Here is a 20,768-nt window from a genome sequence, read left to right on the forward strand (position 1 = left end):
CCTGTGTTCGGCGAAACCCGATCAGATCGCCAGGTGCCGGGCGCCAGAAGCGGAGAATCGCCAACCCGATCGCGAGGCTTGGAAAGGCGTCTTAGCACTACACCAGTTAAGACCACGAACCCGGTCTCATCAAGGTACGAGCCTGTTTTTTAACGACGAAAACCAGTTCGTTCCCGCTTCGGCCATTTGTTACTATGCGCTCCAGACTAATCGCCCAGGCTCAGGAGGCGCCATGACGGCCCTACCCTTACTGATTGAACCCGAGATGCTCGAAGCGCATCTGCATGACCCTGGCCTGCTGCTGGTGGATCTGTGCCACCCAGAGCGCTACGCAGTGGCGCATCTGCCTGGCGCCGTGCACGTCCAGCCACAGGAGACCCAGCGCGGGCGTCCACCCGCCCCCGGTGCCCTGCCTGACCGCGCGTCTCTACAGGCACTGGTGGACAGGATTGGCTTGCAGCCGGAGCACCATGTGGTGGTCTACGACGACGAAGGCGGTGGCTGGGCGGGTCGTTTCGTCTGGCTGCTCGATGCCATTGGGCACCGTCATTACAGCCTGCTGAACGGCGGCTGGATCGCCTGGAGTGATGAAGGGCGCCCATTGACCGCCGAAAAACCAGAAAGAAAAAACGGCAACGCCTATCCGCTGGAGCTCTCAGCCCAGCCGACCGCAGATCTAAACGCCGTCCTGAGCGCGCTTGATGATCCTGATGTCGTGATCTGGGACGCCCGCTCACCGGCCGAATACCGGGGCGAACGGCAGGCCGCAGCCAAGAGCGGCCATATACCCGGTGCTCGCAACCTCGAATGGACCCAGACCATGGATCCCGCTCGAAGCTTTAGGTTGCGCGACGAAGCCGAATTAAGGCAGCAACTCGCAGCAGCCGGCATAGATCTGAACAAACACATCATTACCCATTGCCAGAGCCATCACCGGTCGGGCCTTACTTACGCTATCGCCAAACACCTGGGCGCGGCGCGAGTGCAGGCCTACGCAGGCTCCTGGGCCGAATGGGGCAATCATCCGAACACACCCGTGGAGCGCTGATGCGAAACCGCCTTTTTGTCCTGAGCCAGTACCTGGCGCCCCAACACACCCTGTCCCGCGCTGCGGGCCTGCTCGCCGATTGTGCCGTCCCTGCAATCAAGGACCCGTTTATCCGTTGGTTTATCAAGCGACACAGTGTGGATATGAGCGAAGCGGTCGACCCCCGGCCGGAGGCTTACCCGACCTTCAATGATTTTTTTACGCGCGCATTCAAGGACAACGCCAGGCCTATCGACTCTGCAAAAAACAGTTTTGTGGCGCCGGTAGATGGCACCCTCAGCCAGTTCGGTGAAATCCGCGAGAACCAGATCTATCAGGCCAAGGGCCACGAATTCAGCCTGGAAGCACTACTGGGAGGCCGGCGGGACATGGCTGCGCCATTTATCGGCGGCCAGTTTGCGACCATCTATCTGGCGCCGAACGACTATCACCGGATCCACATGCCTATCGCCGGCACGGTCAGGGAAATGGTCTTTGTCCCAGGCCGCCTGTTCTCGGTCAATCCGGTAACGGCCGAGAATGTTCCGGGCCTGTTTGCACGGAACGAGCGCCTCGTCGTGTGGTTCGACACCGAATGGGGACCCATGGTTCTGGTGCTGGTCGGGGCGATGATCGTTGCCAGTATCGAAACCGTCTGGTCCGGCGTTGTCGCGCCTCGCTGCAAGGCTACCACCACGACGGTTTATCCCGGCGTCGAACCCCCGACCCTCGAGAAAGGCGCAGAAATGGGCCGTTTCCGGCTGGGCTCGACCGTAGTGGCATTGCTGCCCAAGAATACCGTGAACTGGCGCCAGGGCTTCGAGGCGGGCATGCGCATGGAGATGGGCAAGGCGATTGGTACACGCGTGCAGCAATAACCTGTACGCGTGTTCGTCAATAGAAGCCGGTAGTCAGGTGCGCTCCAGCGGGAAAGCCAACACCTCGTCCAGGCTGGCAGCGCCCAGGCGTAACATCAGCAGGCGGTCCAGCCCCAGGGCGACGCCGGCGCAGTCCGGCAAGCCTGCCGCCAGCGCTGCCAGGACCATCGGGTCGGCAAGCCGCTCCTCCAGCCCTGCCTGACGTCGCGTTTCGTTGTCAGCCGCGAATCGCCGCTGCTGCTCAACCACATCGCTAAGCTCCCAGTAACCGTTACAGAGTTCAATACCTTGTACGTAGAGCTCGAAGCGATGGGCCTGAGTGATGCCGTCGTGGCTCTCTGTTCTGGCCAGGGCTGCCTGGCTCGCGGGAAAGCCGTAGACAAAAGTCGGCGGCGCCTGCCGCAGGCGCGGCTCAATCGCCAAGCTGATCAATGCATCGAGCGCCTGGTCGCGACCGAGGCCAGCCGGCGCCAGGTCGGTCTCATTGGCCACTGCCGCCGCTAGCGCTGCGTCACTGCAGAGAAAGGGATCGAGACCCAGATAATCAGAGAATAGCTGGCGGTATGACAACCGTACGGGTACCGGACATTCCAGATAGCCGCAGACCAGTTCCGCAACCTCCTCCATCAGGTCCTGATGGTCGAAGTCGATGCGATACCACTCCAGCAGTGAAAACTCGGGGTTGTGGCGACGTCCACGCTCCCCGGCCCGAAATGCCCGGAAGATCTGAAATATGGAGCCGGAACCCGCGGCAAGCAGACGCTTCATATGATATTCGGGAGATGTCTGCAGGAAGCCCCGGCGTGGCTGGCCTGCACCTTCAAGTGGCCAGTCTGCACTGACGCCTTCGACGTTGCTATCGGTCACACCAAAGGGCGCCAGGATGGGCGTTTCAACCTCCAGCACCCCCCTGAGGCGGAAAAACTCCCGCACGCAGCTCAGGAGCTCAGCACGGGCCTTAAGGGCGGTGTGTGGACAGGCAGGCTGCCAGGAAACCGGCGGGACGGTCCGATCAGACACTTCAGAGGAATCCGGCTGTAACAGATGTTTCAGCTTTTGACCCGGCTGACGTATTCACCGGAACGGGTATCGATCTTCAGCATTTCGCCGACGTTGATAAAAAGCGGAACGTTGACCACAGCGCCGGTAGACAGGGTCGCGGGCTTTGTTCCACCCTGCGCCGTATCGCCTTTTACACCCGGGTCGGTATCAACAACTTCAAGTTCAACGAAGTTGGCGGGCGATATGCTCAGGGGAGCGCCGTTGTAGAGGGTAACAACGTACACGTCCTGCTCTTTCAGCCATTTGATGGCGTCTCCGACTGCCTTGCGGTCAGCCGGAAACTGCTCGAAGGAACCGTCGGTCTTCATGAAATGCCAGAATTCGCCGTCGGTATAGAGGTATTCCATGTCGGTATCGACGACGTCCGCTGCTTCAAGCGTCTCACCCGACTTGAAAGTGCGCTCCCAGGTGCGGTTCGTTGCGAGGTTACGCAGCCTTACACGGTTGAAAGCCTGGCCTTTGCCGGGTTTGACAAACTCATTCTCAACAATCGCGCAGGGGTCACCTTCGAGCATGACCTTAAGACCGGATTTAAATTCATTGGTAGAATACGACGCCATAATCAAATCACTCTGAAACAGTCACGAACGCGGAGCTCGGCTACGGGCCCCATAAATAATCAAGGGCGCCATGATACAGCGAACGCCAGTACAGATAGAAGTCCACAGCGACAGCTCACTGCCCCGCTGGCAGCACACTCTGGCCAACGCCATAACGGATCCCCTGGCACTCTTGCGGCAACTCGATCTGGATCCAGCGCTACTGGCCGGGGCAGAGCTCGGCCACAGGCTTTTCCCGTTGCGGGTACCTGAACCCTACTGGCGACGCATCCACCCGGCCGATCCGCAAGATCCGCTTTTGCTCCAGGTTTTGCCTCAACTGGCTGAAACCCGGGCCGAGACCGGGTTCACCGAAGACCCGTTAGCCGAGGCAACATTCAGCCAGGGCGACGGCATTGTCCGCAAATATCGAAGCCGGGCGCTGTTATTGTTGACCGGGGCCTGCGCTATTAATTGCCGCTACTGTTTCCGGCGGCATTTTCCCTATGATCAGAACCGCCTCCAACCTGCCGATTGGTCGAGAACACTCGACGTCCTGGCCAGTGATCCCGATATCAACGAGGTCATTTTCAGTGGCGGCGATCCCCTCGCGATGAACGATCGCCTGCTCGCTCGGTTGGTGCGGGAACTGGAGGCTATTCCGCATCTGCGCCGACTCCGCATCCATACCCGCCTGCCCGTGGTTATACCGCGGCGTGTAGATGCTGCATTGCTGGACTGGCTGTCAGCAACACGCCTGCAGCCGGTGGTCGTCCTCCACGTCAACCACCCACGTGAGATCGACGGCGATGTGATCGAGGCGGTGTCCGCCCTGAGACGGGCCGGCGCAACATTGCTGAACCAGAGCGTGCTCCTGCGCTCGGTAAACGACGACGCTGAAACTCTTGCTGCGCTGAGCGAGCGGTTATTTGAAGCCGGCGTACTACCCTACTACCTGCATGCGTTCGACCCGGTCGCCGGAGCAGGTCACTTCGCGGTCACCGACGACCATGGCCGGATGCTGATGCGGGACCTGCTCGAGCGGCTCCCCGGTTTTCTGGTGCCGCGCCTGGTTCGAGAGTCACCAGGTGCCAGCAGTAAGTGGCCCCTCGATCTGGGGCTGGCCTGAAACTTGGGCTGAGCTTCCCGAAACGTAAAATCGGGTAAAAGATATCCCGGGTTACGACAGCATCTCGACCCGGCAATTGACCTTTTCCGTCATTCCCTTCAGTTTACGCGGTAAAGCACCCGATTCCTTTGCCGCTAAAGGCACTGCAGTGTGCAACAGCGCACTCATTGTGGGCAGCCCGAACTTGCTATTTCGGCAATGCTGGGCTTGTATTAAGGGAATCCGGGCATAGCGCAAAGGGCTGATTTTTCTGAAACAAGCGACTGCCTTGCGACACTAATGTCCCCCTGCGCGATCGCTTTCACTCCCGGTCCTTGGCGGACCGGACCATTGACATTTATTCGGTGTAGACTCAATGGAAGGCAATACCCACAAGCTCAACCTGGTTATGCCCGAGCAGTCTCGCACCCGGCTGACCTTCTGCGAGGCGGCGCCAAAGCCTTTCCGCAGCTGGATCAAAGGGCTGCCCATGGCCAACATCGGCGAGACAGCGCGCCGTCTCTACCAGGCCATTATCGAGTTGAATCAGCTCGAAGCTCCAGCCCCCCTGCGTCTCTCCCTGCTTGAGCTGATACGACCGCCGATCTACTACGTCTGCAACGAACTTGCCAGGCATTACCTGGGGCACTCCATCTCACTGCCTGACAAACAGCGCAAAGTGGCCAATCTTGCCCAGGCACTGCAATTGCACCTGGCCAGCGGCTACAAACAGGCGCTGGTGGATTTTCTTGATAACAACAGCAACGACCGCAATCGTCGTCAGATCGCCCAGTCCGCACACCGGGCCATCACTGACCTCTCCAGCACTGTCCTGCGCGCCGCCCAGCTCTACTGCCCCAGCCCGGCACGCAGCTGGGCTGAGGCCCACAGCATTTTCCGTTTCATACATGCACGACAGCTTGACGACCTGCAGATCGAAGACGAGACCAACGCCCACAGGCCAGACCTCTCGCTCAGTGAAGCTTATAAGCGTCTACTGCTGCTGGGCTGCTGCCGGCCGAACCAGCTTCGCCAGGATGAGTTGAAGCAGGTATATGGCCTGTTCGAGCTCTGGGCCAACCACAGCGAGTTCAAGGAAGAACCCGGAGCAAACACGCTGTTCCTGGTCGACGTCAACCGTGACGCTCCCCCGGTCTACCGTAGCCTTGTGCCAGAGCTACCCACCGGCGCGCTTAATTTTGACACGACCGAACTTTGGGAGCGGCTTACAGAAACGCTCAATACGATGGGGGACCGTCGGTCGACGGAGCGCTTGCCCCTGGAGCTGCCCGGCGCGGTGAACGAAGCGCTGATGCTGCATCTGAATCAGGCGCTGGGGATACTGACCAAAAGGTCATTCAAGCGCATCCCTCGCCAAGGTCGGCTGCAGGTCTGCATAGGGATGAGTGCGGCTCACTATTACAGCGCCGGCGAGGTTGAATTCAATCAGTTTCTGGGTGGCACCGAAGCCGCAGAGGACGAAGCCAACGTCTTCCTTACGAGGGCGCGCCGCAAAGAAGATGCCTGGAGCGGTGCACACGACGCTGCCCCGTCCGAAAGCATGGTTTCTCCTGATGTTCCGATCAATTTCCGCGGCGCCAGCGGCAATGTTGTGGATGGGCAGGAACGCCAGGCCAGCTATCCCAGCTATACTGTGCCTCTGGTCAATACCAGCCCGGGCGGCTACTGCCTGCACTGGAACGAAAAGGTGCCCAGCGCCCTGCAGACAGGCGAAGTGGCCGTGGTTCGGGAACAGTCCAGTCACCCCTGGAGCCTTGCGGTCGTTCGGTGGATCCGCCAGGTGCGCCAGCAAGGCACCCAGGTGGGCATTGAACTCCTGGCACCGAACTCCGTCCCTTGCGGTGTACAGCTTATCCAGAAGGTAGGTAACAGCAGTGAATTTTTGCGCGGTCTGCTCTTGCCTGAGCTGGGCAACCTGGGTCAGCCGGCTACGCTTATCACGCCGCGCATGCCGTTCCAGGTAGGTAGCCGGGTGGTGTTGTTCCATGACAATAGCGAAGAAGAGTGCCAGCTCAGCCGACGCGTTGCAGCTACAGGCAGCATCAGCCAGTTTGAGTTGCGCTTCTTCAAACGTTCTGAGCCGGAGAAAGCCTCCCCTGCCGAGGGCCGTGCCGACACAACCGAAGACGATTTCGATTCCCTGTGGCCCTCGCTCTGAGCGTTCCTTGCCAGGAACGCTGCCGGCTCTTCCCAGCGACTCCTCAAAGGCAGCTTTAATTTACAGTGCCGCTGTAGGAGTATGGGAAAGAGTTTGTGATTCTCATGCTTGCTTCAATAGGTATGCCGCTCCATGGCAAAGACAAACGAGACCATTCATCTACTGATTCTCGACTCCTCCCAGAATGACGCCGAGGGTTTGGTGAGTCTCTTGCGGAATGCGGGCCGGGCAACCCGGGCACACCGCATAACTTCCGAAGCAGACCTTCTCGAAGCGCTGTCACACGGCTCCTGGGAACTCATGCTGTTACGCGACGGACAAAGCGAAGAAATGTCCGTCGATCAGGTTCTCGGGCAGGTCAAACGCCTCGACAAAGATATCCCCGCAATCATTCTGACCGAAGAATTCAGTCGGGAGCGCACCGTTGAGCTCATGAGCCTGGGTGCGCGGGATGCAGTGCCTTTCCTTTTCCAGGACCTTCTGCTGCTGACCATCAAACGCGAGCTGAGCGCCCTTGAGGAACGCCGGCGCCGGCGGTTGCTGGACGCGCACCTGCGCGAGTCCGAGCAACGTTGCCAACTATTGCTGGAAAGCTCCAAAGATCCGATCGCCTACATTAATGACGGAATGCATATCTTCGCCAATCAGTCTTACCTGGACTTTTTAGGCTACGAGGATGTCGACGAGATCATGTGCATCCCGGTGCTGGACACCCTGGCGTCGGACAGCCAGGATCAGCTCAAGGAGTTCATGCGGCATTTCTCCGACCCGACTGCGCCGCCCCGCTCGCTGGACTGCACCGCACGCAGAAGCGACGACAACGAACTGGAAGTCGTGCTGCAGGGATCGCCGGCGACGTACGACGGCGAGCTTTGCACCCAGATTCTGTTAAGGCCCAAGAATAACGATGCCGAGTTGGCGGAAAAGCTCAAGCAGATCAGCAGCCAGGATATCCTTACCGGCCTCTTCAACCGCCACTACCTGATGGATCAGCTGGTCGCCTGTATTGCCCGCGTTCTGGAAAGCGGCCAGGCTGGCGCCCTCGCCTATATCGCGGTGGACAATTTCGTTCAGACCAAAGGACAGGTAGGTATAGCCGGGACCGACCTTATGCTGGGCGACCTGGCCAATATCCTGCGTCAGCATGCGGGCGAAGAGATGACGCTGGCCCGTCTCAGCGATGACGCCTTCAGCCTGCTTTGCCAGCCCTGTTCACAGGAGCGGATGCTGGAGGTCTGCGAGCGTGTACGCCAGTCAATCGCCGACCACCTGTTCGATGTGTCTGGCCGGACAGTACAAATGACAGTCAGCATCGGTATTGCACCGGTTACAGACAATGCACCCAAAGCGCAGGACCTGATGGGACGGGCCCACAATGCGTCCGCTGAAGTACGCAAGCTTGAGGGCCATGCCGATGGCAATGGCATTCTTGTCTACAATCCGATTACCCAGGAAGCGCTCGGGGCAGAAGACACCGTAGAGACGATCCAGTATGCGCTGGATAATGATCAGTTCAGGCTACTGTTCCAGCCCATCATTAACTTGCGCGGCGACGGTGAAGAGCATTACGAGTCCTTTTTACGGATGCTCGACAAGAACCAGAACGAAGTCTCTCCCTATGACTTCCTGCCGCCAGGCGGACCGGCAGAAATGGCCGCTAAGATAGACCGATGGGTTGTCTCGCAGACTATCAAGCATCTGTCTTCCCACCGCTCCCAGGGTCATGATACCCGCCTATTCCTGAATATCACCGCCGAAACCATCCAGGACAGGACGTTTGTATCCTGGCTGAGCACTGCGCTGAAGGACGCGCGCCTGCCGGGAGATTCCCTGATATTCCAGATTGCAGAGACGGACGCCGGAGCTTACCTCAAGCAGGTGCGGGAGTTCACCAAAGCACTGAGCGAACTGCACTGCAAACTATCGATAAGCCATTTCGGCAACGCCCTCAACCCCTTCAATACACTGAAGCACGTCGCTGCTGATTACGTAAAACTGGACGGCTCCTTCACCGAAGAAATCCAGAAAAGCGATGACGCCAAGGAGCGGGTGAAAGAAATGGTCCAGGCCTTGCAGAATATGGGAAAACTTACGGTAGTGCCTCTGGTGGAGAACGCGACCGTGCTGTCCACACTCTGGCAAGCCGGGGTCAACTACATCCAAGGCTATTACCTGCAGGCCCCGGTGCCGGAAATGAACTACGATTTCGGCGAAGGCGACTGACCTACCTGGCTGCAGGAGTTCAGGCTGAAGGGGTTCAGCCTCCAGCTCGCCCTCACCGCTTGAATGCCCCCTGGGGAGCGCCTACAGCCCCGGTAAGCCTATAGCTCGTGGCTCAGCTGGTCACTATCCCGGAACCCTATCAGATACAAGATGGCATCCAGGCCCAGGGTAGAGATAGCGTGACGCGCGCTCTCCTTGACCACCGGCTTGGCCCGGAACGCGACGCCCAAGCCCGCCTGGCTCAACATGGGAAGATCGTTGGCACCATCCCCCACCGCGATAACCTGCTCGGGCCGAATATGCTCCTTCTCGGCGATTTCCAGAAGCAGTTCCGCTTTACGCTGGCCATCGACCACCTGGCCTATGACCTTGCCCGTAACCACGCCGTTCTCTATTGCCAGCTCATTGGCGTAGACGTAGTCAATGCCGAGGCGATCCTGCAGGTGCCGGGCAAAAAAGGAGAACCCACCAGACAGAATGGCAGTACGGTAGCCGAGCGCCTTTAGCGTCACGATCAGCCGCTCTGCCCCTTCGGTCATCTGCAGGCGTCCGGCAACGGTTTCCAGCACAGCGGCATCAAGCCCCTTGAGCTGGGCAACACGGGCGGAAAAGCTCTCCTTGAACTCAAGCTCGCCACGCATGGCGCGCTCTGTGATCGCGGCAACCGCATCGCCTGTACCCGCCTCTTTGGCCAGCTCATCGATGACCTCGGCGTCAATCAAGGTCGAGTCCATGTCGAACACCACCAGTCGCCGGTTGCGTCGAAATATATTGTCCTCCTGGAACGCAATATCGACGTTCAATTCAGTGGCGATCTGCAGGAAGTCCGCCCGCAGCTGATCCAGATCCCCTGCGCTCCCACGGACCGAAAACTCAACACAGGCGATCCGGTTCAGCCCCGGCTCAAGAGGAGGTCGGCTGGACAGGCGCGTGATATTGTCGATGTTCAGCCCGTGGTGGGCAGTGATCGCGGAAACACGCGCGATCTGGTCGGCGGTGATGTCCCGCGCCAGCAAGGTGACAATGTAGCGGGCGCGGTCCTTGCCCTGAAGCCAGCGGGTGTATGCTTCTGCAGTAATGGGCTCAAAGCCGACTTTAAGGTCCAGCTCATGGATGCGAAACAGCAGGTCTTTGAGCACCGGCGGTGCGTCCTTGGGGTCAGGTATTTCGGCAACGATGCCCCAGGTCAGATGATCGTGGATGACTGCTTGGCCGATATCCAGAATACGCACGTTGTACTGGGCCATGATGCCCGTTATTTCAGATGTCAGACCGGGCTTGTCCCGGCCGGAGACGTTGATCAGTACCAGCTCACTCATCGCCCTGTTCCCCTGCAGATTGACCTGGCGGCTCGCTCGCAGGCGTTCCCTGTTCGGTATCCGCGGCAGCCGGAATGACCTCAACCCGGTCCACCCGTTGCAGCCCACGGGGGAGTTTGTGGCCGCGCCGTCCGCGGTCTCCCAGATAGTGCTCCAGATCGCCGAATCTCAGGCCCAGATGGCGCTTGCCGGCGTGCAGAACAATCTGATCGCTGGTACTGAACACCGCAAGCGTCGAGATAAACTCATCGCGGGTCTGAACACGTGCTGAAGGAATGCCTATCAACTTATTGCCCTTGCCTTTAGCCATTTCTGGCAGGTCACTCAGGGGAAAGACCAACATCCGGCCCTCGTTGGAGATGACGGCCAGGTGCAGATTCTCTCGCCGCGGAATGGACAGGGGCTGCATTACCTTGCCGCCTTTGGGTATCGATAACACCGCCTTGCCCGCGCGGTTTTTGCCGGACAGCTCGCCCAACCTGGCGACGAAGCCGTAGCCAGCGTCGCTCGCCAGAAGAACCTGATCGTCTGGTTCCCCCATCATCAGACCGGAGAATGTCGCCCCCGACGGCGGGTTGACTCTGCCGGTCAGCGGCTCGCCCTGGCCCCTGGCAGAGGGCATGGTGTGGGCGGGCAGTGAATAGACGCGGCCGGTATTATCCAGGAACAACAGCTGATGGTTGTTGCGCCCCTTGACGGCCAGAGCGAACCGGTCGCCGGCCTTATAGCTGAGCCCTGCGGGATCTATATCGTGGCCTTTGGCAGCTCGAACCCAGCCTTTTTCCGAAAGGACGACGGTGATGGGATCGTTCGACACCAGATCGGCTTCGCTGAACGCACGTGCTTCGGCGCGGGCCACCAGCGGCGAGCGGCGCTCGTCGCCGTAGGTCTCGGCATCTTCCAGCAGTTCTTTTTTGATCAGACTGCGCATGCGCCTGTCGGAGCCCAGGGTGGTCTCCAGGCCTTTGCGTTCGGCGGCCAATTCTTCCTGCTCGCCTCGAATCTTCATCTCTTCGAGTTTCGCCAGGTGCCGTAGTTTCAGCTCGAGAATAGCCTCGGCCTGGGTCTCGGTCAGCCCGAACCGTTCTATAAAGACTGTTTTGGGCTTGTCTTCGTTGCGAATAATCTCAATCACTTCGTCAATATTGAGATAGGCGATCAATAGCCCTTCGAGTATGTGTAGTCGGGCGACAATCTTGTCTAGCCGATACTGCAATCGACGGCGCACCGTTTCGCGCCGATAGGCCAACCATTCCGTCAGAATCGTCCGCAGGTTCTTTACCGCGGGCCGGCCGTCGATCCCGATCATGTTGAGGTTGACCCGATAACTCTTTTCGAGGTCTGTGCTGGCAAACAGATGAGCCATCACCGCCTCAAGATCCACCCGGTTGGAGCGGGGAATAATCACCAGCCGGGTGGGGTTCTCATGGTCCGACTCGTCTCGCAGATCAGTGACCATCGGCAGTTTCTTGTTCTGCATCTGTTGAGCGATCTGCTCCAGAACCTTGTTGCCGGACACCTGATGGGGAAGGTCCGTAATGACGATCTCGCCGGCGTCCTGAACCCAGCGCGCGCGCATCCGCAGCGAGCCACGACCGGTCTCGTAGATCTGGCGGAGATCTGCCCGTGGCGTAATTATTTCAGCGGTCGTCGGAAAGTCGGGGCCGAGCACGTGCTCGCATAGTGCAGCCACGTCAGCTTCCGGCTCATCCAGCAGTCGAATGCAGGCCGATACCATTTCACGGACATTATGGGGAGGAACATCCGTGGCCATACCTACGGCTATGCCCGTCGTACCGTTAAGCAGGATATGAGGCAGGCGTGCAGGCAGAGACGAGGGCTCATCCAGCGTGCCATCGAAATTCGGCACCCAGTTGACGGTACCCTGCCCCAGTTCTGACAAAAGCACATCGGCAAAAGCCGCAAGGCGGGATTCGGTATAACGCATGGCGGCGAAGGACTTGGGATCGTCCGGACTACCCCAGTTACCCTGCCCGTCTATTAGCGGGTAACGGTAGGAGAACGGCTGAGCCATCAGGACCATGGCTTCGTAGCAGGCGCTGTCACCATGGGGGTGAAACTTACCGAGAACATCGCCCACGCTACGGGCTGACTTCTTGTACTTTGAAGTCGACTTGAGCCCCAGTTCGGACATGGCGTAGATGATTCGTCGCTGGACCGGCTTTAGTCCATCGCTGACGTGGGGCAATGCCCGCTCCTGGATGACGTACATGGAATAATCCAGGTACGCCTTTTCTGTGTAGTCCTTCAGCGCAACGCGCTCAAAACCGTCATCAGTGTGCTGGAAATCTGGCATCTCAATCTCGTGTCATGGGGTGCAATGGCCGCGATAGAAAGCGCCTACGCGATACGCGACGGTGTCCTGACAGGACAGTGGGCCCGGCAGCATTATAGAAGTGGCGGCAGTGGGTTGCCAGGCCAGGGGCCGGGCCAATAAGGGAATCCCCGAATGGCCCCCTACAGAGGCATCTTCTAACCTGACCCAGCTATGCCTCCTGTCCGGTGCGACAGGCTCCAAACCTCTGCACTCTCCGCTGACCAGGGATTGAACCAGCTCCGGAGTCGCTCGAGCCAGTATTCGGTGCGAAGTCACATGAACTACGTGCTATGAAAGAATTCGCCAAGATTTGTGGAGTCGCAGTGGCTAGAGCGTTCATTCACGGGCTGATCGCCCTGAGCCTGATGCTGGTGGTGGAGTTCTCCATCAGTGGCAATCTGGACGCCTACCCGCTCTACCTGGGCGCATCCGTCCTCATCACCCTGACATTTTTCAGTTATCAGTTCATCTGCGTTCGACGTCGCCGCATCAGACAGCCCGGCACCAGCCAGACTGGCCGCAACTGAACCTCTTGCCTTGCACAGCCCGCGAGAACAGGCCAAACGTAACGGTTACACCTGTTCGTCAACCGCCGGTGCGACTTTGCGCCAAGCCGGTTTGCGCCAAGCCGGGCTATTCAGGCTGACAGCGATCGCTGACGTTATCTTTTAACGTGGCAGGAGTGCCAGAGTATCTTCATGAGGGGAGATCGGGAGAGACTTCTGATCGGAGGCGGGCTGCGCCTGGACCGATGCAACAAGATGGTTGAGGCCGATCAGCACGGCTAACGTAAGCAGTAAAACCACAGCGAGGGACCGCAAAGAGCGGCTACGCGAGGGACTCTCCATGAAACATGTACCTTAGGAAACAAAACGCCGTCAGTTTATACAGACGGCGTTTTGCTTGTCCATCACTTTGTCCTGAGGGTCGGACGCAACGGCGAGGGCTACTGTTTGATACCTTCTACGGACAGAATCAGTTCCAGCTTCTCCGCCGTAGGACCCAGATCCAGCTCCATGCCAAAGTTGGCGGGCTCAATCTCAACGCTACCCGCAAACCCCATCCGATAGCCGCCCCAAGGGTCTTCGCCGTAACCGATTTGCGTCATATCCAGCGTAACCTCGCGGGTGACACCGTGGAGCGTCAGGTCGCCGTGAACCTTGGCTGTCCTGTCGCCGGTTGTCTCAATGCGGGTGCTTTTGAAAGTAGCCTCAGGAAACTTGTCGACATCAAGGTAGTCGTCGCTGCGCAGATGCTTGTCGCGTTCCGCGTGGTTCGAATCGATGCTGTCAGTCTGAACGGTGACGGATACGCTCGAGTTTTCCGGGTTGCCCTCATCAAAAGTAAACTGGCCATCAAACTCATTAAAACGACCGTATAACCAGCTATAGCCCAAGTGACTGATCTTGAACATGATGAACTGGTGCTGGCCTTGGGTGTCGAATGCGTACTCACCGCCGTGAGTATCAGCCTGGGCTATTCCGGCACCAAGCCCCAGAGTCAGAACCAGAGCACTCATAGTCTTCTTGATCATTACTCTCTCCTTATTTCACTGTTCCGCGTATAGCGCGGCGTGTTTACCTTGGCGCAAAAACTCACAAAGCGCGGGTAATCTATCGCTCTTGCTTCGGTCTCATCATCCGAAGCAGTGTGTCATCCTTATCCAGAAAGTGGTGTTTCAATGCGCCCGCCGCATGAAGTCCCGCCAGCGCTACCAATACCCATGCGCACCAATAGTGTATGAGCCCTGCGACATCTTCCTGGCCGTCGACCCGGCCGGTCAGCGACGGCAGTTCAATCCAGCCAAAAATACTGACGCCTTGACCCTTCGCCGTGGAGATGAGATATCCGCTCGCGATCATCGTGAATATCAACAGGTAAAACAACGTATGGGCGAGCCTGGCTGAGATCCGCTCCAGCCGGGAATGGGCTCCGTGCGCGCGGGGAACAGGCGACCACCAGCGCCAGAGCAGCCGCCCCACCACAACGGCTCCCAATATCAACCCTGCACTGCGGTGCCAGTCTGGAAGCGTCCTGTAAAGTGGGTCGTAGTAACTGAGGTCGACCATATACAGGCCCAGCCCGAAGAGACTGAACACCGTCAGCGCCACCAGCCAGTGCAGCGCTATGCTCACCCAACCATAGCTATTCACAGTGTTTGTTATCTGCATGTAGCCTCTGTGTTCAATGCGGGTTGTCCACCTTCGCTGGCATAACCCCTTCAATCGAGTTCTTTCCTAACCAGCAGCGTAGAACAGTTAGGGCCGCTAACAAAAACATAACATTTGCATGCTACCGTTCGAGTTTATCGATAGATCAACAGAGATCACCTCGGGGGCGCTCGCCGAAACACGTCCAACTCGTTGCGGTAACTACGCATTTATCCCGAGCCATACACAGGGCATTATCGAAAATCAGCTAACCTCTGCCCAGGAATCAGTCCCATGGAATTTGAGTTCGACGAAAACGTCGTCATTCCCAGCAATAATTGAAAACCCTGGCCCGGCCGCAATTACCACTGCGGGCCGGTCGGTTTCTTCTTCGTCGTACGTGGATATTGCCTGCCTGGCCCGAGCGTTCCCCCCGTGAGCTGACCCTACCTTCGCTTGACAGATTGGCGTGATCGATAATCATCTACCATACTGTTTTTAGATCGCGACCTACGCAATATCGGCGCCTATGAACACCTCCAGTTTATAAGTAATTACCGATGTACGTTGGGTCGTCTATAATCGTTACAGAAAGTTAAGGGCTGCCGGCGAGTTGGTTCCACGCTTGCTGGCGTTTACGTGCACCACGGGGATTTCGTTATCAGAGCCTTGCCGACGTCCGCAGCTGAGTTTCAGTCAATTGCCATGGCAGAGTTCGAGTCCATGGGCAGCCTCCTGCGGGCGCCGCAGGCCGCCGAAGGTTGGGCCGCCGATTACCACGGCCTCAAACTGCGCACTGCCCTGCAACCGATCTTCAGCATTTCCCATAAGCGTACGATAGGCTATGAAGCACTGATACGCGCCTTCGACAATGACAACGTCAGTGTGCTTCCTGGCCATCTCTTTGGCCTACCCCACTCGGAAGCTGAGAATGTTCTGCTCGACCGGCTCTGCCGCTACCTGCATGTGCAAAACTTCTCCTGCCTTAGCGACGACATCAATTGGCTGTTCATCAATGTTTCGCCCAAGGCTGTCGCCTCAGGCCATCACTCTGATTACTTTTTCGGCCAGCTTCTCAAGCGCACCGGGTTCCCACCTCACCGGATTGTCGTTGAGATCGTAGAGCAGCCCACCGATGATTCAGCTCGCCTCCGGGATGCCGTCGACTATTACAAAAAGCTGGGCTGCCTGACCGCAATCGATGATTTTGGCGCTGGTCACTCCAATTTCGAGAGGATCTGGAACCTTCGCCCGGATATCGTCAAACTCGACCGGCAGATGCTGGTCCGGGCGACAGACGACAAGAGTACACGGCAAATCCTTAAAGGCATCGTTTCGCTTCTCCATCAGTCCGGCTGTCTGGTGTTGCTGGAAGGCGTCGAAACGCGCGAGCAGGCGCTTATTGCGGTGGATGCCGGTGTAGATTTCGTTCAGGGCTTTTATTTCCAGGTACCCAGCCTCAGCCTGGACAAAGTAGTGAGTTCCGCGGCTGATTTCGAAGGCCTTCTTAACGACTACAAGCTCCAGTCAAAACACGAAGCCGACCCGTCTGTAGGCATTGCGGGTTTCTTTGAACCCCTGTTTCGGACGGCCACCAACTGGCTCTCACAGGGCCATCCCGCTCGGTTCTCTTGCGACGCATTGCTTCAGCATCACGCAGTGTCCCGCTGCTACCTGATAGGTTCCGACGGCGTACAGATTGGTGACACTATCCTGTCTGCCAAGCTCGCGAGCAACCTGGACCCCCGCTTCCGCCCGCTTGAGAATGCGTCCTCCGCCGACTGGTTCCGGCAACATTACCTGCAGCGGGCTTTGTCCGAGCCAGGCGCTCTTCAGATCACCCGCCCTTACCTTTCGGTGTCCGGGGCCCACATGTGCGTCACGCTCTCGTGCTCCTATACTGATTCCGAGGGCGCAAAGGTGCTATGCTGCGACATCTTTTCAAACTGAAGCAGCCGGCTTGACCTGAACTGCCTGTGCGGTCATCGCGCTGTGACTGAGCCGCCCCAGGCTTGCATGCCGGTAAGCCACCACTAGTCCCGATACCCGTTTATGCCACGTCTTATTCTTGCTCCGATGGAAGGCCTCGTCGATCCGCCGATGCGTGACCTCGTCACTCGGCTGGGCGGCGTTGACCAATGTGTCACCGAGTTTATCCGGGTGTCCGGTACGCGCTTGCCGGCGCGGGTCTTCCACCGGATCGCGCCTGAACTCCTGACCGGCTGCCGCACGGCAGCTGGCGTGCCCCTGATCGTCCAACTGCTTGGCAGCGATGCACAGAGCATGGCAGATAATGCCTGTCAGGCAGTCAAACTTGGCGCTACAGCAATCGACCTGAACTTTGGCTGCCCGGCGAAGACCGTCAACAAGCACAAGGGAGGGGCCATCCTGTTGCGTGAACCCGAACGTCTGGCAGAGATAACGACGACTATCCGTCGTGCACTGCCCGAGCATATTCCGCTAACCGCCAAGATGCGCCTTGGCTATGAAAGCCCGGACCGCGCCGTGGAGTGCGCCCAGGCATTGGCCGCCGCTGGTGCAGCTGAGATCACCGTCCATGCCCGAACGAAAACCGACGGTTACCGGCCGCCGGCCTATTGGCCCTGGATTGCCCGCATCCGCGAAGGGGTACCGGTACCGGTGGTCGCGAACGGCGAGATATGGACGGTGGAGGATTACCACCGTTGCCGCGAGGAATCAGGGTGCGAGGACGTCATGATCGGTCGCGGACTTATAGCCCGCCCTGACCTGGCACTTCAGATCAAGCGGGATCTGGCCGGGCAACCGCTGCAGCCGATGACCTGGGCAGAGCTTCTACCCCTTATCAATGATTTCGGTGAGGACGCGCTCACCAAGATGCCGGAGAAATATGCTACCGGCCGGGTCAAACAATGGCTGACCTACTTGCGGTTTGGTTTCAGAGAGGCCGCGGAGAGTTTCGCAGAGGTGAAGCGTATGCGCGAGGTCAGACCCTTGCTTGCAGCGCTCAACGCCACGTTAACGCGGTCTGGTATAACCGCTGGCCCCGCGGAGGTGCTCAGGGAAAGCGCCTGAGTACACCCTGCCCCGCAGGTGACGTTGACCTACAGCCTGAACGCGGTGTTCTCAACCGCGCCCATTGAGGACCCTACAGCGCAACCCGGCAATGACTATTCGACCAACTCAGCCAGGTTACCGTACTCCTCCAGCCAGTTCCTGCGATCTGAGGCCCTCTTCTTGCCCAATAGCATGTCCATGCGTTCGTCTGTGCCGTCATCGAGTTCTAGCCCCAGCTGGACCAGACGGCGTGTGTCTGGAGCCATCGTCGTCTCGCGCAGCTGCAGCGGATTCATTTCACCCAGGCCCTTGAAACGTGTGACAGAAACTTTGCCTTTACGATTCTCTGCAGCGATACGGTCGATGACGCCCCTCCTCTCGTGCTCATCCAGGGCATAGAACGTCTCTTTGCCCACGTCGATACGGTAGAGCGGGGGCATGGCTACAAACACGTGGCCGGCTTCGACTAGCGGTCGGAAGTGTTTGACGAACAGGGCACAGAGCAGCGTAGCGATGTGCAACCCGTCAGAGTCCGCATCGGCGAGGATGCAGATCTTGTTGTAGCGCAGGCCGGCCAGATCGTCCGACGCGGGATCCACCCCAATGGCTACGGCGATATCGTGAACCTCCTGGGAAGCGAGAATCTCGCCCGAATCAACTTCCCACGTATTCAGGATCTTTCCCCTCAGCGGCATGACCGCCTGGAATTCCCGGTCGCGGGCCTGTTTGGCCGAACCACCGGCGGAGTCACCTTCCACCAGGAACAATTCGCTCCGTTGGGTATCGGCGCCGCTGCAGTCAGCCAGCTTGCCGGGTAAAGCAGGCCCGGACGTCACCTTTTTGCGCGCCACTTTCTTGGAGGCGCGCAGGCGACGCTGGGCGTTACCAATGAAGAACTCTGCCAGCGCTTCAGCAACGTCAGTATGCTCGTTGAGCCAGAGGCTGAATGCATCCTTGACCACACCCGAAACGAAAGCTGCCGCCTCCCGTGAGGAGAGCCGCTCTTTGGTCTGGCCGGAGAACTGCGGATCGCGCATTTTAAACGAGAGCACGTAAGAGCACCGGTCCCACAAATCTTCCGGTGAGAGCTTCACACCGCGCGGTAACAGATTCCTGAATTCACAAAACTCCCGCATGGCCTCAAGCAGGCCACTGCGCAAACCGTTGACATGAGTACCGCCCTGGGCGGTAGGGATCAGGTTGACGTAGCTCTCGCCGATAACCTCACCGTCCTCGGGCATCCAGACAATGGCCCAGTCCACGGCTTCGGTATTGCCAGCCATCGACCCGACAAAGGGCGACTCCGGCAATGTCACCAACTCGGCGAGCGCCGTGCGCAGGTAGTCCTGCAAGCCGTCTTCGTAGAACCACTGATCTTTTTCACCCGTTTGACGGTTTTCGAATGTCACCGTCAGCCCGGGGCATAACACGGCCTTGGCGCGAAGCACGTGGCGCATCTTGCCGATGGCGAACTTGGGGCTGTCGAAATAGCTGACGTCGGGTGTGAAGCGCAGCGTTGTGCCTGTATTGCGTTTGCCGACGGTGTCCACGACTTCCAGTTCGGACGTTTTCTCGCCGTTGGCAAAAGTCATCCGATACACATTGCCGTTACGCCGGATCAGCACTTCAAGGCTGGTCGAAAGGGCGTTTACCACCGATACGCCAACCCCATGCAGCCCGCCCGAGAAGGCGTAGCTGTCATGGGAGAACTTCCCGCCGGCATGCAACCGCGACAGAATCAGCTCGACACCCGGGACACCTTCCTCCTTGTGCATGTCAACCGGCATACCGCGCCCGTCGTCGGCAACGCTGAGGGAGCCGTCCTCGAAAAGAACAACGTCGAGGCGCTTGGCATGCCCTGCCAGTGCCTCGTCGACACTGTTGTCAATGACTTCCTGGGCCAGATGGTTGGGGCGGCTGGTGTCGGTATACATGCCCGGACGTTTACGTACCGGGTCCAGACCCGTCAGGACCTCGATCGCGTCGGCGTTATAAAGCGGTTGACTCATAGTCGACTTGAGCTCTCGTCAAAGGCGGATGGAGTGATGAGACGTACTAAGGAGCCTCTGATTAACGCCTGGGTCGCCTCTGCGCGCTTTGAAGGCCGCAGCTGCAAGGCGGGGCGGGGCCCGCGGGGAATGGCCGTAGCCCTTGCCAAGAGCCGCAACGCGGTAGATGCAGCCTTCAGAGCGCGCCCTTCGGGGCTTTCAAAGCTGCCCACACTCTGAGTTGCGACTTCTTGAAAGGCAACCACCCTTTCTGCAAGGTCGCGCCTTGAATGTAAGTAGCTTTGAAAGCCAGAAGCGATCCAGGCGTTAATCAGAGGCTCCCTAAGCATAGGCGAGACTGGCACGGCGTCCACTAATGCAGGAAATGGCTCGCCGGGCGCCTGCGGTTGGGCGTTAGCGAATATCTCTGACCCACGCTACCGGGAAACCAATCATATCAGCATTGACCCGCAGCTGGGTCCAGCCCTCCGCCGGCACGTCCAGGATAACGCAAGGCTCGGTAACAACCTGAGCGGCGACCCGATCCTTGGTCGGATTCTCGGCCTGCATGCTCAGGTTGAGCGTTGCGTCGCCAAACCAGCGCGCATCCAGCATGCTCAAACCGTAACCGGCTGTCTCCTGCTGGCCCATAGCCACGACCACAGCCTGACGGCCTTCTGGCAATACAATATCTTCGAGTTCCTGTTGCAGCTCAGTCGAGAATGCTTCTCCGCTTCCGTCGAGCCCGTGAATGGCCGGATCAGACAGCCCGCACTGCTGCAGTAAAGCCATGACCTTGACAACGGGCTCTTCGCGGCTGGGGCTGGACAGGTCGCTGGCACAGCCGGTCATCAAAAGTCCCAACGCTACAGTTACCAGCCCTGGCGTGAAAAGTACGCGCATGGTGAAGCCTCCATTCCT

General features: G+C 58.7%; 17 protein-coding genes. 9 read left to right on the forward strand and 8 right to left on the reverse strand.

Going from position 1 to position 20,768, the window contains the following annotated elements:
- Positions 1–232 precede the first annotated feature (232 nt).
- Together soil367_RS12085 and asd are read left to right on the forward strand one after the other, a co-directional pair.
- Positions 233–1,048, forward strand: a complete 816-nt coding sequence (locus soil367_RS12085) for a sulfurtransferase (RefSeq protein WP_136549334.1) — start codon at positions 233–235, stop codon at positions 1,046–1,048.
- Positions 1,048–1,905: an archaetidylserine decarboxylase gene (asd, locus tag soil367_RS12090; RefSeq protein WP_136549335.1), complete on the forward strand. Its 858-nt coding sequence runs from the start codon at positions 1,048–1,050 to the stop codon at positions 1,903–1,905. The genes soil367_RS12085 and asd overlap by 1 nt, the downstream gene beginning before the upstream one ends.
- 33 nt (positions 1,906–1,938) lie before the next feature.
- On the opposite strand, the gene epmA is transcribed toward asd, so the two are convergent.
- Together epmA and efp are read right to left on the reverse strand one after the other, a co-directional pair.
- The gene (gene epmA, locus soil367_RS12095) at positions 1,939–2,925 is read right to left on the reverse strand and encodes an EF-P lysine aminoacylase EpmA (protein WP_136549336.1); all 987 of its coding nucleotides are present in this window, start codon (positions 2,923–2,925) and stop codon (positions 1,939–1,941) included.
- A gap of 29 nt (positions 2,926–2,954) precedes the next feature.
- Positions 2,955–3,527: an elongation factor P gene (efp, locus tag soil367_RS12100; RefSeq protein ID WP_136549337.1), complete on the reverse strand. Its 573-nt coding sequence runs from the start codon at positions 3,525–3,527 to the stop codon at positions 2,955–2,957.
- A gap of 70 nt (positions 3,528–3,597) precedes the next feature.
- Between efp and epmB the strand changes: the two genes are divergently transcribed.
- The 3 genes from epmB (at position 3,598) to soil367_RS12115 (ending at position 9,016) form a co-directional block, all read left to right on the forward strand.
- The gene (gene epmB / locus soil367_RS12105) at positions 3,598–4,635 is read left to right on the forward strand and encodes an EF-P beta-lysylation protein EpmB (RefSeq protein WP_136549338.1); all 1,038 of its coding nucleotides are present in this window, start codon (positions 3,598–3,600) and stop codon (positions 4,633–4,635) included.
- A gap of 355 nt (positions 4,636–4,990) precedes the next feature.
- The gene (locus soil367_RS12110; RefSeq protein ID WP_136549339.1) at positions 4,991–6,793 is read left to right on the forward strand and encodes a GTPase; all 1,803 of its coding nucleotides are present in this window, start codon (positions 4,991–4,993) and stop codon (positions 6,791–6,793) included.
- Positions 6,794–6,925: 132 nt separating this feature from the next.
- Positions 6,926–9,016 carry an EAL domain-containing response regulator gene (locus soil367_RS12115; protein ID WP_136549340.1) on the forward strand — a complete coding sequence of 697 codons (2,091 nt, stop codon included), beginning with the start codon at positions 6,926–6,928 and terminating at the stop codon, positions 9,014–9,016.
- A 98-nt stretch (positions 9,017–9,114) separates the two neighbouring features.
- Here soil367_RS12115 and serB read toward each other — a convergent pair whose 3' ends face one another.
- Positions 9,115–10,335, reverse strand: coding sequence for a phosphoserine phosphatase SerB (gene serB, locus soil367_RS12120; RefSeq protein WP_136549341.1), 1,221 nt, complete (start codon positions 10,333–10,335; stop codon positions 9,115–9,117).
- Positions 10,328–12,652 (reverse strand): DNA topoisomerase IV subunit A, encoded by a 2,325-nt coding sequence (parC, locus tag soil367_RS12125; protein WP_136549342.1) that lies wholly within the window; start codon positions 12,650–12,652, stop codon positions 10,328–10,330. Before parC ends, serB begins: the two co-directional genes overlap by 8 nt.
- A 344-nt stretch (positions 12,653–12,996) precedes the next feature.
- On the opposite strand from parC, the gene soil367_RS12130 reads away from it, so the two are divergent.
- Positions 12,997–13,200 carry a hypothetical protein gene (locus soil367_RS12130; protein WP_136549343.1) on the forward strand — a complete coding sequence of 68 codons (204 nt, stop codon included), beginning with the start codon at positions 12,997–12,999 and terminating at the stop codon, positions 13,198–13,200.
- 419 nt (positions 13,201–13,619) lie between these two features.
- Here the strand turns inward: soil367_RS12130 and soil367_RS12135 are convergent, their stop codons facing one another.
- Both soil367_RS12135 and soil367_RS12140 read right to left on the reverse strand, forming a co-directional pair.
- Positions 13,620–14,207 carry a YceI family protein gene (locus tag soil367_RS12135; RefSeq protein ID WP_136549344.1) on the reverse strand — a complete coding sequence of 196 codons (588 nt, stop codon included), beginning with the start codon at positions 14,205–14,207 and terminating at the stop codon, positions 13,620–13,622.
- Positions 14,208–14,286: 79 nt separating this feature from the next.
- Entirely contained in the window at positions 14,287–14,844 is a 558-nt protein-coding gene (locus soil367_RS12140) for a cytochrome b (RefSeq protein ID WP_136549345.1), read from the reverse strand.
- Positions 14,845–15,462: 618 nt separating this feature from the next.
- Here soil367_RS12140 and soil367_RS12145 point away from each other — a divergent pair.
- Together soil367_RS12145 and soil367_RS12150 are read left to right on the forward strand one after the other, a co-directional pair.
- On the forward strand, positions 15,463–16,773 hold the full coding sequence (locus soil367_RS12145; RefSeq protein ID WP_246065275.1) for an EAL domain-containing protein: 1,311 nt from the start codon (positions 15,463–15,465) through the stop codon (positions 16,771–16,773).
- A 102-nt stretch (positions 16,774–16,875) separates the two neighbouring features.
- Complete coding sequence (locus soil367_RS12150) at positions 16,876–17,877, forward strand: tRNA dihydrouridine synthase (protein WP_136549346.1); 1,002 nt, start codon at positions 16,876–16,878, stop codon at positions 17,875–17,877.
- A 95-nt stretch (positions 17,878–17,972) separates the two neighbouring features.
- Here soil367_RS12150 and parE read toward each other — a convergent pair whose 3' ends face one another.
- On the reverse strand, positions 17,973–19,868 hold the full coding sequence (gene parE / locus soil367_RS12155; RefSeq protein WP_136549347.1) for a DNA topoisomerase IV subunit B: 1,896 nt from the start codon (positions 19,866–19,868) through the stop codon (positions 17,973–17,975).
- Between the two features lie 36 nt (positions 19,869–19,904).
- On the opposite strand from parE, the gene soil367_RS12160 reads away from it, so the two are divergent.
- A complete protein-coding gene (locus soil367_RS12160) occupies positions 19,905–20,087 on the forward strand; it encodes a hypothetical protein (protein WP_136549348.1) in 183 nt (60 codons plus the stop codon).
- Positions 20,088–20,261: 174 nt separating this feature from the next.
- On the opposite strand, the gene soil367_RS12165 is transcribed toward soil367_RS12160, so the two are convergent.
- Positions 20,262–20,750: a protease complex subunit PrcB family protein gene (locus soil367_RS12165; RefSeq protein ID WP_136549349.1), complete on the reverse strand. Its 489-nt coding sequence runs from the start codon at positions 20,748–20,750 to the stop codon at positions 20,262–20,264.
- Positions 20,751–20,768 lie beyond the last annotated feature (18 nt).

This window comes from Hydrocarboniclastica marina (assembly GCF_004851605.1).
Classification (GTDB): domain Bacteria; phylum Pseudomonadota; class Gammaproteobacteria; order Pseudomonadales; family Oleiphilaceae; genus Hydrocarboniclastica; species Hydrocarboniclastica marina.